At 62.9% G+C, this 14945-nt stretch carries 16 protein-coding genes; 13 read left to right on the top strand and 3 right to left on the bottom strand.

Translation table 11 applies throughout. The features are described from left to right. From IF10I1_RS23115 to IF10I1_RS02985, 4 genes are all read left to right on the top strand, one after another. The coding region (locus IF10I1_RS23115) for a cold-shock protein (protein ID WP_305790717.1) at positions 1 to 521 on the top strand (521 nt) is incomplete at its 5' end. A gap of 265 nt (positions 522 to 786) precedes the next feature. Further along, on the top strand, positions 787 to 1635 hold the full coding sequence (locus IF10I1_RS02975; RefSeq protein ID WP_186391156.1) for a 23S rRNA (adenine(2030)-N(6))-methyltransferase RlmJ: 849 nt from the start codon (positions 787 to 789) through the stop codon (positions 1633 to 1635). 538 nt (positions 1636 to 2173) lie between these two features. Continuing rightward, entirely contained in the window at positions 2174 to 2821 is a 648-nt protein-coding gene (locus tag IF10I1_RS02980; protein ID WP_186391157.1) for a ribonuclease T2, read from the top strand. Between the two features lie 108 nt (positions 2822 to 2929). Beyond that, positions 2930 to 3547, top strand: coding sequence for a glutathione S-transferase family protein (locus IF10I1_RS02985; protein ID WP_186391158.1), 618 nt, complete (start codon positions 2930 to 2932; stop codon positions 3545 to 3547). A gap of 79 nt (positions 3548 to 3626) precedes the next feature. Here the strand turns inward: IF10I1_RS02985 and IF10I1_RS02990 are convergent, their stop codons facing one another. Beyond that, positions 3627 to 4298, bottom strand: a complete 672-nt coding sequence (locus IF10I1_RS02990; protein WP_186391159.1) for an outer membrane protein — start codon at positions 4296 to 4298, stop codon at positions 3627 to 3629. A gap of 324 nt (positions 4299 to 4622) precedes the next feature. Here IF10I1_RS02990 and IF10I1_RS02995 point away from each other — a divergent pair, with 324 nt between their 5' ends. From IF10I1_RS02995 to IF10I1_RS03015, 5 genes are all read left to right on the top strand, one after another. Next, positions 4623 to 5387 (top strand): SDR family oxidoreductase, encoded by a 765-nt coding sequence (locus IF10I1_RS02995; RefSeq protein ID WP_186391160.1) that lies wholly within the window; start codon positions 4623 to 4625, stop codon positions 5385 to 5387. A 121-nt stretch (positions 5388 to 5508) separates the two neighbouring features. Beyond that, positions 5509 to 7554, top strand: coding sequence for an excinuclease ABC subunit UvrC (gene uvrC / locus IF10I1_RS03000; RefSeq protein ID WP_208977567.1), 2046 nt, complete (start codon positions 5509 to 5511; stop codon positions 7552 to 7554). Between the two features lie 58 nt (positions 7555 to 7612). Continuing rightward, positions 7613 to 8698: an endonuclease/exonuclease/phosphatase family protein gene (locus tag IF10I1_RS03005; RefSeq protein ID WP_094463812.1), complete on the top strand. Its 1086-nt coding sequence runs from the start codon at positions 7613 to 7615 to the stop codon at positions 8696 to 8698. A 140-nt stretch (positions 8699 to 8838) separates the two neighbouring features. Further along, positions 8839 to 9429, top strand: a complete 591-nt coding sequence (locus IF10I1_RS03010) for a thymidine kinase (protein ID WP_050475016.1) — start codon at positions 8839 to 8841, stop codon at positions 9427 to 9429. Positions 9430 to 9515: 86 nt separating this feature from the next. Continuing rightward, positions 9516 to 9809, top strand: a complete 294-nt coding sequence (locus IF10I1_RS03015; protein WP_122520576.1) for an HlyU family transcriptional regulator — start codon at positions 9516 to 9518, stop codon at positions 9807 to 9809. A 232-nt stretch (positions 9810 to 10041) separates the two neighbouring features. Here IF10I1_RS03015 and IF10I1_RS03020 read toward each other — a convergent pair whose 3' ends face one another. Then, complete coding sequence (locus IF10I1_RS03020; RefSeq protein WP_186424358.1) at positions 10042 to 10746, bottom strand: GNAT family N-acetyltransferase; 705 nt, start codon at positions 10744 to 10746, stop codon at positions 10042 to 10044. Between the two features lie 205 nt (positions 10747 to 10951). Between IF10I1_RS03020 and pgsA the strand changes: the two genes are divergently transcribed. From pgsA to IF10I1_RS03040, 4 genes are all read left to right on the top strand, one after another. Continuing rightward, positions 10952 to 11524, top strand: a complete 573-nt coding sequence (gene pgsA / locus IF10I1_RS03025) for a CDP-diacylglycerol--glycerol-3-phosphate 3-phosphatidyltransferase (protein WP_050475012.1) — start codon at positions 10952 to 10954, stop codon at positions 11522 to 11524. Between the two features lie 32 nt (positions 11525 to 11556). Further along, positions 11557 to 11808, top strand: coding sequence for a molybdopterin converting factor subunit 1 (gene moaD, locus IF10I1_RS03030; RefSeq protein WP_019963964.1), 252 nt, complete (start codon positions 11557 to 11559; stop codon positions 11806 to 11808). 2 nt (positions 11809 to 11810) lie between these two features. Beyond that, a complete protein-coding gene (locus IF10I1_RS03035; protein WP_050475010.1) occupies positions 11811 to 12290 on the top strand; it encodes a molybdenum cofactor biosynthesis protein MoaE in 480 nt (159 codons plus the stop codon). 133 nt (positions 12291 to 12423) lie between these two features. Then, positions 12424 to 13686 (top strand): multidrug effflux MFS transporter, encoded by a 1263-nt coding sequence (locus IF10I1_RS03040; RefSeq protein WP_123194791.1) that lies wholly within the window; start codon positions 12424 to 12426, stop codon positions 13684 to 13686. Positions 13687 to 13771: 85 nt separating this feature from the next. On the opposite strand, the gene IF10I1_RS03045 is transcribed toward IF10I1_RS03040, so the two are convergent. Next, on the bottom strand, positions 13772 to 14671 hold the full coding sequence (locus tag IF10I1_RS03045; protein WP_186391163.1) for a branched-chain amino acid aminotransferase: 900 nt from the start codon (positions 14669 to 14671) through the stop codon (positions 13772 to 13774). Between the last annotated feature and the right edge of the window lie 274 nt (positions 14672 to 14945).

A 14945-nucleotide genomic window follows, 5' to 3' on the forward strand; every position in this document is an offset into this window, starting at 1 on the left:
GAATTGGCGGCATGGCGCTGGCCTTGACGCTTCATCAGATCGGCGGTGGCTACGGCGGCGGACGCAGCGGCGGCGGCGGTTACGGCGGTGGCCGTGATGGCGGCGGTGGCGGCTACGGCGGCGGACGCAGCGGTGGCGGCGGTTATGGCGGCGGCGGTGGTGGCCGTGGCGGCTTCGGCGGCGGTGGTGACGGTGATGGCGGCCCGCGCCGTCCGCGTCCCGAGTTCGACGGTCCGGTCGAGCGCGGCCCGCGCCAGATGGGCACTGTGAAGTTCTTCAAGGCCGACAAGGGCTTTGGCTTCATCACCCCGGACAACGGCGACGCCGATGTCTTCGTCCACATCTCGGCTGTGGAGCGTTCGGGCTTCCAGGCTCTGGACAGCGGTCAGCGCGTCTCCTTCGAGACCGAGCCGGATCGCCGTGGCAAGGGCCCGAAGGCTGTGAACCTGCAGGCTCTGGAAGGTGAAGCCACCTCCAGCGAGCAGGACGGCCAGGACGACGATGCAGGCTACGACGACTGATCTGGCCTGATACCGGTGAGATTGCGGTGGCCTTCCCCGGAGGGCCACCGTTTTTCTTTTCAGCGGCAGCCGCCTTGCTGTGCTCAGCCGCTCCGGCACAGACTGTTGTGATGCGCCGGAGACGCCAAGCCGCGCCATGAAGCCCGCAGCGCCCCGCCTGTGCCCCTGTTGCAGGCCCAGGGGCCGCGAAGCTCCCCTTGCCAGACACGCCTCTTCCCCATAAAGCCCATCTGAGCGCCGCATCTTTCGACATGAGGAACACCACATGAATTACCGGCACGCCTATCACGCCGGCAACATCGGCGATGTCCTCAAACATCTCGTTCTCGCCCGCTGCATCTCCTACATGCAGCGCAAGGACGCGGCGTTCCGCATCATCGACACCCATGCGGGCATTGGCGGTTATGATCTGCGCGCCGAAGAGACGCAGAAGACCGGCGAATGGCAGCAAGGCATCGCCAAGGTGCTGGCGGCTGACGTCCCCGCAAAGGCAGAACCCGTGCTGGCGGACTGGCTCGATGTGGTGAAGGGACTCAACCCGGGCACCGAACTCACCCAGTATCCCGGCTCCCCTGCCCTGGCCCGTGCCCTTATGCGCCCGCAGGACCGGCTGACGCTGACAGAGCTGCATCCCGCCGATTTCGAAACACTCGCCGCCCGGTTTGAAGGCGACTGGCAGGTAAAGACCATCCATCTGGACGGCTGGCTGGCGCTTGGCAGTTTCGTACCGCCCAAGGAGAAGCGCGGCCTTGTGCTGATTGATCCGGCCTTCGAAGTCACCAATGAGTTCGAACTCATGGCGGACGGGCTGATCAAGGCCTGGAAGCGCTGGCGCAGCGGCATGTATCTGGCGTGGTATCCGCTCAAGGACCGCAAGAGCGTCGAACGCTTTCACCGGACGCTGGAAGAGGCGGAGCTGCGCGATGTGCTGGTTCTGGAGCTCAACGCCGGTTACAGCGCACCCGACCGTCCGATGAAGGGGTCAGGCATGACCATCATCAATCCGCCCTTTACGCTGGCGGAAGAGATGCGCAACACTCTGCCCTGGCTGGCAGAGGTTCTGGCGCAAGGGCCGGGGGCATCGGCCCGGATTTTCCAGCTGATCGCCGAGTAACTCCAATGGACATGCGTCAAACTTTCAGCAAGATTTTTCTGATTTTATAGAGGCACTTTGCAAGGAGGGTTGCGCAAGATGCACGCATTTCTGAAGTCAGTTTCCGTCGCTTGCCTCATTGGATCCTTGGGCATGGTTTCGCCTGCACTCGCAACTCCTTCACAGCACCGTCTTCCGGTTTGCACGGCAACACATGTTCTCCATGCTGCGATGGCCCGCATCGCGGCTGCAAATGCAGATTACAGGAACGGTATAACCGTCAACTCGATCAGCCACATTGCCGAGACCGGCTACAGTGAGCCGCTTGGAAGTCCGCTCGCCATGCGCTCTTGCTCAGGCAGAGCGACCCTTTCGGATGGCAAGCAGCAGGCTGTTTACTTCCGTATTGCAGAGGGCCGTGGCACTCTGGGTCAGACTTGGGGCGTGGAGGCTTGTCTTCCCAAATTGGACAAATGGTATGTCTACGGTATTCGCTGTCAGGTACTGCAGCCTTGAAATCAAGGCCAGCAGCGCCGGGTCGTAAGGATCTGCCCTGTTAATGCTGCAGAATCTTATACGTTTGACCGTTCTGATTGCACTTCTGTTTATTCCGCAGGCAGTCAAAGCTCAGAACAGACTGGAGCCCTTCGATTTCTATGTCCTCGCCCTGTCATGGTCACCCGCCTATTGCGAACTGAACCGGCAGCGCGCGGACCCGCAGCAATGCGGCGATGACAAGAATTACCGCTTCATCGTCCATGGCCTGTGGCCGCAGCGTGAACGGGGTTGGCCTGATTACTGTCCGCTGCCGCGTGACCTTCCGCCCTCCGCCGGTGACATCCGGTCCATGCTGGACATCATGCCGAGCCAGGGCCTCATCCAGCATCAGTGGCGCAAGCATGGCACCTGCTCCGGCCTGCCGCCGTCAGACTATTTTTCCAAGACCCGCCAGGCCTTCGAAAAGATCCGCATTCCCGAAACCTTCACCCGTATGACACGCCGCGGCAGGATCAGTCCCGAAGGCGCCGAGGCCGCCTTTGCTGCGGTGAACCCGGGCCTCACCCGGGAAGGCATGGCCGTCTCCTGCAACCGCGGTATCCTGACAGAGTTGCGCATCTGCCTGACGAAAAACCTCGAGTTCCGGGCCTGCCCCTCCGTTGACCGCAGCGGCTGCCGCACCTCCAGCCTCGACGTTCCGGCCCCCTGACAGGGACGTCCGCTGCGGAGCGTGGCAAGCAGAAGGCATGCACAGTGGCCTTGCGCCTGCGCCAAGGGCATGCACAACTGACGTCCCCACAAAGGAGATTTCAGCCCGATGCTCATTCTGCGCTCCTCGCCTGCCTCCCCCTTTGGCCGCAAGTGCAAGATTGCCGCAAGCGTTCTCGGCATCTTCGACAAGATCGAGATACAGGCCACCGACACGACGAATCCGGCGGACACGATTCGCCTGCAGAACCCGCTCGGCAAGATCCCGGCACTGATCCTGGAAGACGGCACCGTGCTCTATGACAGCCGCGTGATCGTTGAATATCTGGACTTTTTCGCCGGTGGCGGCCGCATCATCCCGGCAGGCGAAGGCCGGTTCGAGGTTCTGCGCCTGCAGGCGCTGGCCGACGGCATGCAGGATGCCAGCATCCTGCAGGTTTATGAAACCCGCTTCCGCGCGGAGGAAAAACGCTCGGCCGATTGGCTCAGCTATCAGGCGGAGAAAGTCTCCCGCGCCCTGTCCTCTCTGGAGGCTGCCCCTCCCGCTCCGGTCAAGGTGGCCAACGGGGTGGATGCCGGTCAGATCGCCCTTGCCTGCGCGCTTGGCTATCTGGACCTTCGCTTCGAGGGCGCCTGGCGCCAGCAGGCACCCCATCTCGTCACCTGGCTGGACGGTTTCGAGACCCATGTTCCGATGTTCGCAAAGACCCGGATTCTGCCTGCCTGACCTGTGAACAGCACCCGAAGCAAAAGGCCCGGCGGAGTGTCCGCCGGGCCTTTGTCTTGATCGTCCGGACTGACCGGGATCAGAACTTGTAGCTCAGACCAACGCGGGTCACGTTGTCCTGCAGCTTCACGCGCTGGTTTACGCCGCCAACGGTGAAGTTGTCACGGCCGTAGTCGGAGTGCAGATACTCGACGCGGGCAGTGATGTTGTTGGTCAGAGCGCCTTCAACACCGGCGCCGAGGACCCAACCGGTCTTCGTTTCATCGCGCTTGGTGCCGGCAACATTGGTTTCCATGTTGGCGATCGCCAGACCACCGGTGCTGTAGACCATCAGACGGTCGAACACGACACCGGCACGGGCGCGCAGCGAGCCGTTCCAGTTGGACGAGTTCTTGATCGAAACGCCATTGCCGGAGCTGCGCTTGTCAAGATCACGGTACTGGAAGTCAGCTTCAGCACCCGCCAGGAAGTTCGGCGTGATCTGGTAGTTGTAGCCGCCATGGATACCGATGGTCGGGCCATTGGTGCTGCTCTTGACGTTGCCCGTCAGAGCGGACGAATTCTTGAACTCGCCCCAAGCCCAGCCTGCGTTCGCACCGAAGTAGAAGCCGGACCAGTCAAAGCGAGCGTCCGAAACCGGAGCCTGATCATACATCACCGGTGCGGCCGGCGCAGGGAGGTCGGCAGCGAATGCCGGAGCCGCTGCGGCGAGCGCAACCAGGGACACACCAGCAACTGCGAGACTCTTCATGTTTTTGCTCCACGCAATACAGGTTCAAAGTCGAGGATCATACCTCATGGGCAAGACAGCCGATTGTCGTGGCGGCTATCCCCATCCTCACCCACATCGAGGTATGCCCCCCGTTTGTGTCGGAAAATTTGGCAGAATATGGAAAAACCGTGGCAAGCCCGGGGTTCTTTCGGGATGGTAAGCATCCGGTAAAACCACCCGGCAGAAGCTGCCCGCCGTTGCAAAATGCAAGAAGTCCAGGGCAATGAGCGGTTCAGGAGAGTTGATCCGCGTTGAGCGATGCGCCGTATTCAAAGCATCAGACCGAAGAAGAGACAAGCACGAATGACACAGGCGGCCGGAACGGCACTCATCACCGGCGCATCCAGCCGCATTGGCGGAGCGATCGCCCGCGATCTGGCGGCGCATGGCTGGACAGTGCTCCTCCATGCCCACCACGGGCTGGAGCGGGCAGACGCCCTGAAGCAGTCGATCCTGTCAGGCGGCGGCACCGCACATGTCTTCCAGGCGGACCTGACCCGGCCGGATGAACTGGCTGGCCTGATTCCTGCGGCCATAAAGGCCGCCGGTCAGTTGGATCTTCTCATCAACAATGCCTCCATCTTCCAGCCCGACGAGGCCGGTGCTCTCGACCCGGCCCTTTTCGATGCGCATTTTGCCATTCACGTAAAAGCGCCGCTGTTCCTGACAGATGCCTTCGCCAGCGCCTTGCCTGCGCCGTCCGAGGGGCTGGTGGTCAACATCATCGACCAGCGCGTCTGGAAAACGACGCCGCGCTTTGTCAGCTACTCGCTCTCCAAGGCGGCCCTGTGGGAGCAGACCCGTATGATGGCGCAGGCCCTGGCGCCGCGCATCCGCGTCAATGCCATCGGCCCCGGCCCCAGCTTCCGCAACGAGCGCCAGACGGAAGAGGATTTCGCCCGGCAGCAGCAGGCCGTTCTGTTGCAGCGTGGCCCGGCCCCGGAAGAATTTGGCGCCACCATCCGTCATTTCTGGGCCATGCGCTCGGTCACCGGGCAAATGCTGGCACTGGATGGCGGGCAGCATCTCGCCTGGGAAACCGCGGATGTGGTGGGCGTCGGGGAATAGACCTGCATTTTCCTCGCGCCGGGCGCCCCCATATTAGCGTCAGAGCACAAGCCGTCTAGAATGGCGCCACGTTGGAGCAGATTCGCCGGGCCTTTGTGCCTGGCCGAGGTATAGTGAAATCATGACATCCCGCCCGTCAGCCATGGACCGTCCGGAAGAGGCCGAGGAAACCGTCGAGGTCCCCGCGGCGCCGGAGGTGACCTTCACGCCTGCCCAGGACGAGAACACCGCCGGCAAGAAAGGCGTCGAGGTGATCGCCGATGTGGTGCGCCGCCTGCCCATGGGGCCGGGCGTCTACCGCATGCTGGATGAGAATGGCGACGTGCTTTATGTGGGCAAGGCCCGCAGCCTGAAGAAGCGCGTCACCAGCTACACCCGCCTGCAAGGCCAGTCGAACCGCATCATGCGGATGATCATGGCCACCGCTGCCATGGAATTCGTGCTCACCCGCACGGAAACCGAAGCGCTGCTGCTGGAAGCGAACCTGATCAAGCGCCTGCGGCCGCGCTTCAACGTGCTGCTGCGAGACGACAAGTCCTTCCCCTATATCCTGCTGACCGGGGATCATGCAGCGCCAGCCATCGTCAAGCATCGTGGCGCGCGGCGGCGCAAGGGGGATTATTTCGGCCCCTTTGCCTCGGCTGGCGCGGTCAACCGTACGATCAATGCGCTGCAGAAAGCCTTTCTCATCCGCAACTGCACGGACAGCTATTTCGAGAACCGTTCCCGCCCCTGCCTGCTGTTCCAGATCAAGCGCTGCGCCGGACCCTGCACCGGCGAGACCTCAAACGAGGATTACGCGCAGCTCGTGGCCGAGGCGCGCGGCTTTCTCTCCGGCCGCAGCCAGGCGGTGAAGAAGGAACTGGCCGCCCAGATGGAGGCGGCCTCCCAGCAGCTCGACTTCGAGCATGCCGCCGTCTACCGGGACCGGCTGGCGGCCCTGTCGCATGTGCAGTCGCATCAGGGCATCAACCCGCAGACCGTCGATGAGGCCGATGTGGTCGCCATCCATCAGGAAGGCGGGCAGACCTGCGTGCAGGTGTTCTTCTTCCGCACGGGCCAGAACTGGGGCAACCGCGCCTATTTCCCCAAGGCCGACAAGTCCATCGAGGAAGCCGCCATTCTGGAAAGCTTCCTTGCCCAGTTCTATGACGACAAGCCCGCCCCGCGCCTGATCCTGCTGTCGCATGAGATCGAGGAAATGGACCTGCTGTCGCAAGCGCTGTCCGAGCGGGCCGAGCGCAAGGTGGAAATCGCCGTTCCCAAGCGCGGCGAGAAGAAGGAACTGGTGGACCACGCCCTCACCAATGCCCGCGAGGCGCTTGGCCGCCGGCTGGCAGAAACCTCCAGCCAGGGCCGCCTGCTGCAGGGCGTTGCGGAAGTCTTCGGCCTGCCCGCCGCCCCGCGCCGCATCGAGGTCTACGACAACTCGCACATCATGGGCACCAATGCGGTCGGCGGCATGATCGTTGCCGGGCCGGAAGGCTTCGCCAAGGGCCAGTACCGCAAGTTCAACATCAAGTCGCAGGACATCACCCCCGGCGATGACTACGGCATGATGCGCGAGGTGCTGACCCGCCGCTTCTCCCGCCTGTTGAAGGAACACGCCCGCACGCCGCTGGCCGCAGCCGATGATCCTGTCCCCGAAAGCGCCGGAGAAACCGGCCTTGAGGACGACGAGGAAGACGATGGCGTGCAGGCCGGCAACGCCGACATGCCCGCATGGCCGGATCTCGTCTTCATCGACGGCGGTCAGGGCCAGCTCAATGCGGTGCGGGAGATGCTGACGGAACTGGGCGTCACCGATGTGCCGCTGGTCGGCATCGCCAAGGGGCCGGACCGGGATGCCGGGCGCGAGAAGTTCTTCATGGAAGGCCGCCCGTCCTTCATGCTGCCGGAGCGCGATCCCGTGCTCTACTTCGTCCAGCGCCTGCGCGACGAGGCACACCGTTTTGCCATCGGCACCCACCGGGCCAAGCGCAAGAAGGACATTGCCCGCAATCCGCTGGATGACATTTCCGGCGTCGGCCCGGCCCGCAAGCGCGCCCTGCTGCGCCACTTCGGCACGGCAAAGGCCGTTTCAAAGGCGGGCATTGACGACCTGTTGACCGTGCCCGGCATTTCGGAATCGGTCGCAAAGCTGGTCTACGATCATTTTCACGAATGACCGTCTGTGCTAGGACGGGCCTGCCCGCGCTGCAGTGCAACAGGAGACGGCAGGCCCGATGACAGATCAAACCGGCGGCAAGACCTCGATTTTCGCCCGGCTTCTGCGCCTTGCCTCCGTCATGGGCCTGCTGGTGGCCCTGCTGTTCGGCCTTCTGTCCTTCGGGCCCTTCGTTGCGCCGGACGTCTGGGTTGCCGACAACATGAGCTTCTTCCTGCCGCAGCTGATTGGCGGCGGCTTTGTGGCCGTGTTTCTTGCGGCCATCTGCCGGCGCCTTGCCGGGCCGCCGCGCGCAGGCAAGGCCCTGCGGCGGCTGTTCCTGCTGACGGGCCTCACCCTATCGCTGGCGCTGGGTGTCTCGCTCTACCAGACATACAGGATCGTCGCTCCCGGCTTCGCCGAAGCCCGCATCCCCGGCACAAAGAACCTGCGCATCGTCTCGATCAATCTGGAAGTGCGATATCTGGGTGATCCGGAGTTCATGGCCTATCTGGAGAGCCTCAATCCCGACATTCTCGTGTTTCAGGAGGCCGAGTGGCATCATCAGATGCGCTACCGCAAGCGCCAGGGGGATGACACGCCCCTGATCGGCCTCGGCCCCTATTTCGAGAATTTCCTGATCGGCGATCTTGGCAGCATGATCGCCTTCTCCCGGTACCCGGTCAAATCCAGCAAGATCATACCAGTTGAGGGTGCCTGCGGCCCCAGACGCTATGGCAACAGGGAAATCTTCTCGGCCATCATCGATGTGGACGGGTCCCCGCTCAACTTCATCGCGGTGCATCCGGACAGCCCGCGCTCGCCCTGCCGCTGGCAGTCCCGGCAGGATTATTTTGCAGCGCTTGCCGGTGTGATCGACGCATTACCCGCCTCCGAACCGGCCATCATGATCGGCGACTGGAACACCTCCCCCCTTTCGAACCACTTCGAGAATCTGCTGGAGCAGGCCGGCATGCGTGTGCGCTTCCCGGCCGTGGTGCCCGTGATCACACGCTATTTCTACCACTACCGCTTCCGCTGGATCCTGGGCTCGGCGGTGGACCATGCCGCCGTCTCGGATGAAATCACGATCAGGGATGTTTCCATCGGCGGGGACGTGGGCTCGGACCATGTGCCGCTGATCGTGGACATCGCCATCCCCTGAGAAAGCCCGTCAGCTTCTGCCTTCCACAGTTTATGCCCGCAGCCTGCCGCCTGCCGTTTGTGTCTGACCGGCTGGATGGCAAGAGTGTGACAGACAGCGGGACCGATTCCCGCTGATGCGAACAGACCGGCGCAGGACCGATGGCCAAGCTCTATTTCAACTACTCCTCCATGAATGCCGGCAAATCGACGGTGCTGCTGCAGGCCTCCTACAACTATGTGGAACGGGGCATGCGCACCCTGCTGCTGACGGCTGCGGTGGATGACCGGGCGGGGGTCGGACGTATTTCCTCCCGCATCGGCCTTGTGGCAGAGGCGGATATTTTCCGCGCCGGCGACAACCTGCTCGACCATATCCGCAAGGCCCATGAAGCGGCCCCCATTGACGCGGTGTTTGTCGATGAGGCGCAGTTCCTCACCGAAGACCAGGTGTGGCAGCTGGCCCATGCCTCCGACCGGCTCGGCATGCCGGTCATGTGCTTCGGCCTGCGCACGGATTTTCAGGGCAAGCTCTTCCCGGGCAGCAAGGCCCTGCTGGCGCTGGCCGACAGCCTGAAGGAAATCAAGACCATCTGCTGGTGCGGCCGCAAGGCAACCATGGTCGCACGGCTTGACGGCAGCGGACGGATCGTCGAGGAAGGCGAACAGGTGGTGATTGGCGGCGAAGAGTCCTATGTTTCCCTTTGCCGCCGCCACTGGGTCGACCGTGACCTCGGGCCGCGCTGCGACTGAGCAATTTCAAGGCGTGATGCGTCAGCACCGAAAGCCTTGGTATAACGGGCGCAGATCACTTCAAACCGCAAGGACGGGACAGGCAGATGCTGGGAAAACTGTTCGGATCACTTTTCAAGGGCGGCTCTTCCGCTGAAGCCACCCCTGCCCCCGTGGCCACCGAGGATTACAAGAACTGCCGCATCATCGCCGAGCCGCGCCAGGCCGGCAGCCAGTGGCAGATCGCCGGCCGTATCCTGAAGGAGATCGACGGCGAACCGCACGAGCACACCTTCATCCGCGCCGACCAGTTGCCCACCCGCGATGAAGCCGCCGAATTCACCATCCGCAAGGCCAAGCTCATGATCGACCAGCAGGGTGATCTGATTTTCAAGAGCTGAGGGAGAGGGAAAGCTCGCTCAAGCGCAGCTTGTTTCTCAGCCCCTACCTCTCCATCGTCATCCCGGACGCGCATCGCGCGATCCGGGACCGGTGAGCCGAAGTGCCCATTGCTTCAAGAAGCTAGAGCCGAAAGACCGTGACTCACCGGTCCCGGATCTTCGCTTCGCTGCGTCCGGGATGACACCCAAGGTTGGCAAGGCCTCAGCAAGAGCGCGCTTCTCGCCTCCCCCCTCAGTCCCCCCGGCACTCCGCCAGACTGCGCTTCTGCCGGCCATCGGCGTCGAAATTATCCAGCGAGAGCCAGGCCTCGAAGCCGGCCTTCAGCCGTGGCCATTCCTTGTCGAGAATGGAGAACCACGCCGTGTCCCGGTTGCGGCCCTTGTAGACGGTCGCCTGCCGGAAGATCCCCTCGAAGGTGAAGCCGAGCCGTGCGGCAGCCGCGCGCGAGGGGGCGTTAAGATCGTCGCATTTCCATTCGTAACGCCGGAAGCCCAGCCCTTCGAAGGCATGGCGCATCATCAGATACATGGCCTCGGTCGCCAGCGGCGTGCGCTGCAGGGCGGGGGCGAAGTTCAGATGCCCAACCTCGATGCAGCCTGTCGCAGGCTCCACACGCAGATAACTGCCAACACCCATGGCCTTGCCGCTGGCCTGATCGATGATGGCGAACATCATCGGGTCCGCCTTGCCTTCCATCGTCTTCAGAAAGGCCATGCACTCCGCCTCTTCGGCGAAAGGGCCATAGGCCAGATAGGTCCAGACCCGGTTCTCCCGGTCGGCGGACCATGCGGCATGAAGCTCCGCACCGTGGCGCTCAGCGCTCAGCGGCTCAAGCCGGCACCAGCGCCCCTGCAGCACCTGAGCCACCGGCGCTGCCGCGCCCGTCCATCCATTCACCGGCTCTCCAATCGGCTGTCCCAATTCGTTCAGGCGCATGTGTGCAGATCTCCCACCATCAATTTGCTGTGACAGGCTTACCGCTCCATCCTTGCCGGCACCAGTTCAAAGACGGCATTCAGGGCCGTTTGCGCCCTCTCCGGCATTGTCAAAGTCACTCATCCGCCAGATGCGTTGACACCCGCGCGCCCTCATGCTTGTGTCCGGCTGACCCGCCGCCCGAGACGCGAAGCAGATACTTCACATGGCCAGACACGTCGCCCTGACCCTGCCTAACCTCTTGACCTATGCGCGCATCCTGGCGGTGCCTGCGGTGGTGGGATGCTTCTATTTCGATGGCCACACGGCGCGCTGGATTGCGCTGGCCATCTTCATCGCCGCCGCCGTGACCGATTTCTTCGACGGCTATCTGGCCCGCGCCTGGCAGCAGCAGTCCGCGCTCGGCCGGATGCTGGACCCGATTGCCGACAAGCTGCTTGTGTCCGTCTGCCTGCTGCTGCTGGTGGCCAAGGGGGATATTGGCGGCTGGTCGCTGATTGCCGCCATCATCATCCTGTGCCGCGAAATTCTGGTCTCCGGCCTGCGCGAGTTTCTGGCCGAGCTGCGTGTCAGCGTTCCGGTCACGAAACTGGCCAAATGGAAGACCACCGTGCAGCTCGTGGCCCTTGCCCTGCTGCTGGCAGGCCCCGCCGGGGAAGAGGTGCTGCCGGGAACCGAATTGTCCGGCCTTGTCGCCCTCTGGATTGCGGCTGTCCTGACGCTCTACACCGGCTACGACTATTTCCGGGCTGGCATTGGCCATCTGATCGAGGAGTAGTCTCTCAAGGACTGCCGAAGAAGGAGAGGCGCATGATCATCCGTTACTTTGCCTGGGTGCGCGAGCGGACCGGCGTGGAGCAGGAAGAGATCACCCTGCCGGACAGCGTGACCACCGTGGGCGGCCTGATCAACTGGCTGCAGACCATCGACGATGCCCATGGCCATGCCTTTGCCGAGCCGGAACTGATCCGCGCCGCCATCGACCAGACCCATGCCGAACATGACGCTCCGATTGCGGGCGCGCGCGAGATTGCCTTTTTCCCGCCCATGACCGGGGGCTGACGATGAGCCCGGTCCTGCGCGTCATCGTCCAGCCCGGCCCCTTCGATGCGGAGGCCGAATCCCGGCAGCTGTCCGAAGGCCGCGCCGATGTGGGCGCCATCGTCAGCTTCACGGGCCTGTGCCGTGACGAGGACGGGCGGCTGGAAGCACTGGTGCTGGAGCACTTCCCCGGCATGGCGGAGAAGGAGCTGGAGCGCATCGCCCGCGAGGCGCTGGAGCGCTGGCCGCTGACCGGCCTCACCGTCATTCACCGCCATGGCCGCATTCTGCCGGGCGAGCAGATCGTGCTCGTCACCGCCGCCTCGCGCCACCGCCGGGCCGCGTTCGAAGCCGCTGATTTCCTGATGGATTTTCTTAAATCCAGGGCCCCGTTCTGGAAGAAGGAAATCCTGCGTGAAGGCGGAACAGGCGGCTGGGTTGCGGCCAAAGCCGAGGATGAAACAGCGCTGGATCGCTGGAACGGCGTTCAGCCAAAAGCGTGAAATTTCCCGGAGTCCCAGGGTTGACCGACCGGTCAATTTGGACCACTGATAGGCAACACTGATATTTTGCACGCCGGAACGCAGGCTGCGGGCCGCGTTTCAGGCCGCTGTGCACCATACCTAAGGTTTGTTTATGTCCGATCTTGCCCGGAACACTGGCGCGAGCCAGACGCCCCATCCTGGGCTGTCCTTCGCCGAATTCGTCACCATGGTTGCCGCGCTGATGGCGCTGAATGCGCTGGCGATGGACATCATGCTGCCCGCCCTGCCCGACATCGGCAACGCACTCGGCATTGCCAACGAGAATGACCGTCAGCAGATCCTGATCTTCTATCTGATCGGTTTCGGCGGCGCGCAGCTCATCTTCGGGCCGCTGTCGGACTCCTTCGGCCGCAAGACCATTCTCGTCGGTGGCCTGGCGCTCTATGCCGCAGCCAGTGTCTTCGCCCTGTTCAGCACCAATCTCGATCAGTTGCTGATTGCCCGCGTGCTGCAGGGCATCGGCTGTGCCGGAACCCGCGTCATCGCGGTCTCCATTGTCCGCGACTGCTATTCCGGCCGCCGCATGGGGCAGGTCATGTCGCTGGTGATGATGATCTTCATGGCCGTGCCCATTGTTGCGCCTTCCATCGGCCAGTTGATTCTTCTGGTGGCCGAGTGGCACTGGATCTTCAGCACCCTCATGGGCGCAGGCGTTCTCATGCTGGTCTGGACCGCTTTCCGCCTGCCGGAAACGCTGCCCGAGGATGCCCGCCAGTCATTTTCGCCAGGCTCCATCTCCCTGGCCTATCTCAAGGTGGCGACGACCCGCATCAGCGTCGGCTACACCATGGCGACGACCTTCATCTTCGGCGGCCTTTTCGCCTTCATCTCCATGGCGCAGCAGATCTATGTCGATATTTTCGATCTCGGCGTCTGGTTCCCGCTCGTGTTTGCCGCCGTCGCCGTCACCATGGCCATTGCCTCCTTCCTGAACTCGCGGCTGGTCACCATCATCGGCATGCGGCGCCTGTCGCATGGCGCGGTGCTGGTCTTCACCGCCATGGGCCTGCTGCAGGTTGCCCTCGCGCTGGCGGGTGTCGAGAACCTTGCCATCTTCACCGTGTGCATGGCCATCAACATGGCCAGCTTCGGCTTCATGGGCGCGAATTTCAACGCCATGTCCATGGAGCCGCTGGGCGACATCGCCGGAACCGCCTCCTCTGCCATCGGCTTCACCACCACGCTGGGCGGCGCCATTCTGGGCTTCATCATCGGCCAGAATTTCGACGGAACCCTGCTGCCGATGTCCCTGGCCTGCGCCGTCTATGGCCTCATCGCGATCGGTTGGGTGCTCTTGGCCGAGAAGGGCAAACTCTTCCACGCCCAGCATCCGTCAGGCGCAAAACCGCACTGAAGCGGTAAGCACAGGCGGCAGAATCAAAAAGGGCGGCTGCACCGGATGCAGCCGCCCTTTATGACTTACCAAACAGGTTGACGCGTCACTCCGCCGCTTTCAGCCCGGCCGGATCGGCGCGCACCAGCGCGTCATAGTCCAGCATCAGCGTCTTGGTGATCTCGCCGACGGTGAAGCTGTGCGGCCCGATCTCCGAGACAGGCGTCACTTCAGCGGCGGTGCCGGTGAGGAAGCACTGCTCGAAGCCGTCCAGTTCCTCCGGCATGATCACCCGCTCGATCACCTCGAAACCGCGCGCCTTGGCAAGGTCGATCACCGTGCGGCGGGTGATGCCATTGAGGAAGCAGTCCGGCTTCGGCGTGTGGATCTTGCCGTCCTTGACAAAGAAGACATTGGCACCGGTCGCCTCGGCCACCTGACCGCGCCAGTCGAGCATCAGCGCATCGGCATAGCCCTTGCGCTCGGCTTCATGCTTGGACAGGGTGCAAATCATGTAAAGGCCAGCCGCCTTGGACTTGAACGGGGCCGTAGCCGGGTCCGGTCGGCGGTATTTTGCCATGTCGAGGCGGATGCCTTTCAGCCGCTCTTCCGGCTTGAAGTAGCTCGGCCATTCCCAGGCGGCGATGGCCAGATGAATGGTGTTGTGCTGGGCCGACACGCCCATCATCTCGCTGCCGCGCCAGGCAATCGGGCGCAGATAGGCATCAACGAGGTTCATCCGCTTCAGCAGCTCTTCCTTGGCGGCATTGATGACCTCGGAAGAATAGGGAATCTCGAAGCCAAGCACCTCAGCCGAGGCATGCAGGCGCTCGGTGTGCTCGGCGCTCTTGAAGATCCGGCCGTTATAGGCCCGCTCCCCTTCAAATACCGCGCTGGCATAGTGCAGGCCATGCGTCAGCACATGCACCTTGGCATCGGCCCAGGGAATGAACTTCCCGTCGAACCAGATTTCACCATCGCGTTGATCAAAGGGAATACCAGCCATTGTTCTTGTCTCCCGCGCCTTGTCACCCGGCGCAATCTGCTTCTGTTTGTCCGACTGAAGGGAACCCTGTTTCCGGCCTCTGGCCCAGTTCAGGAGTTTTGCATGCACCCGTAACAATCGGTATCTTGTTTTGACGAGACGGCGGGCCCGGATTCTCTTAAGGGAATGAGGGCCATGTACGATCCGGACAAACACCCGGCACGGGGGCGCATGCGACCGAACATTTCGTCAAGGTGCCGCTACAGGTAACAATCGATCAGAAATAAGTCAATAT

Source organism: Pannonibacter sp. I15F10I1 (assembly GCF_900185665.1).
In the GTDB taxonomy this organism is placed as follows: domain Bacteria; phylum Pseudomonadota; class Alphaproteobacteria; order Rhizobiales; family Stappiaceae; genus Pannonibacter; species Pannonibacter indicus.

What these genes read in the sequence shown, in the direction of transcription:
- moaD (WP_019963964.1), top strand. Translation starts at nt 11,557, where the DNA reads ATGATCATCCGTTACTTTGCCTGGGTGCGCGAGCGGACCGGCGTGGAG.
- IF10I1_RS03015 (WP_122520576.1), top strand. Translation starts at nt 9,516, where the DNA reads ATGCTGGGAAAACTGTTCGGATCACTTTTCAAGGGCGGCTCTTCCGCT.
- uvrC (WP_208977567.1), top strand. Translation starts at nt 5,509, where the DNA reads ATGACATCCCGCCCGTCAGCCATGGACCGTCCGGAAGAGGCCGAGGAA.
- IF10I1_RS02985 (WP_186391158.1), top strand. Translation starts at nt 2,930, where the DNA reads ATGCTCATTCTGCGCTCCTCGCCTGCCTCCCCCTTTGGCCGCAAGTGC.
- IF10I1_RS03020 (WP_186424358.1), bottom strand. Translation starts at nt 10,746, where the DNA reads ATGCGCCTGAACGAATTGGGACAGCCGATTGGAGAGCCGGTGAATGGA.
- IF10I1_RS02995 (WP_186391160.1), top strand. Translation starts at nt 4,623, where the DNA reads ATGACACAGGCGGCCGGAACGGCACTCATCACCGGCGCATCCAGCCGC.
- IF10I1_RS03035 (WP_050475010.1), top strand. Translation starts at nt 11,811, where the DNA reads ATGAGCCCGGTCCTGCGCGTCATCGTCCAGCCCGGCCCCTTCGATGCG.
- IF10I1_RS02975 (WP_186391156.1), top strand. Translation starts at nt 787, where the DNA reads ATGAATTACCGGCACGCCTATCACGCCGGCAACATCGGCGATGTCCTC.
- IF10I1_RS03045 (WP_186391163.1), bottom strand. Translation starts at nt 14,671, where the DNA reads ATGGCTGGTATTCCCTTTGATCAACGCGATGGTGAAATCTGGTTCGAC.
- IF10I1_RS02990 (WP_186391159.1), bottom strand. Translation starts at nt 4,298, where the DNA reads ATGAAGAGTCTCGCAGTTGCTGGTGTGTCCCTGGTTGCGCTCGCCGCA.
- IF10I1_RS03040 (WP_123194791.1), top strand. Translation starts at nt 12,424, where the DNA reads ATGTCCGATCTTGCCCGGAACACTGGCGCGAGCCAGACGCCCCATCCT.
- IF10I1_RS03005 (WP_094463812.1), top strand. Translation starts at nt 7,613, where the DNA reads ATGACAGATCAAACCGGCGGCAAGACCTCGATTTTCGCCCGGCTTCTG.
- IF10I1_RS03010 (WP_050475016.1), top strand. Translation starts at nt 8,839, where the DNA reads ATGGCCAAGCTCTATTTCAACTACTCCTCCATGAATGCCGGCAAATCG.
- IF10I1_RS02980 (WP_186391157.1), top strand. Translation starts at nt 2,174, where the DNA reads ATGCTGCAGAATCTTATACGTTTGACCGTTCTGATTGCACTTCTGTTT.
- pgsA (WP_050475012.1), top strand. Translation starts at nt 10,952, where the DNA reads ATGGCCAGACACGTCGCCCTGACCCTGCCTAACCTCTTGACCTATGCG.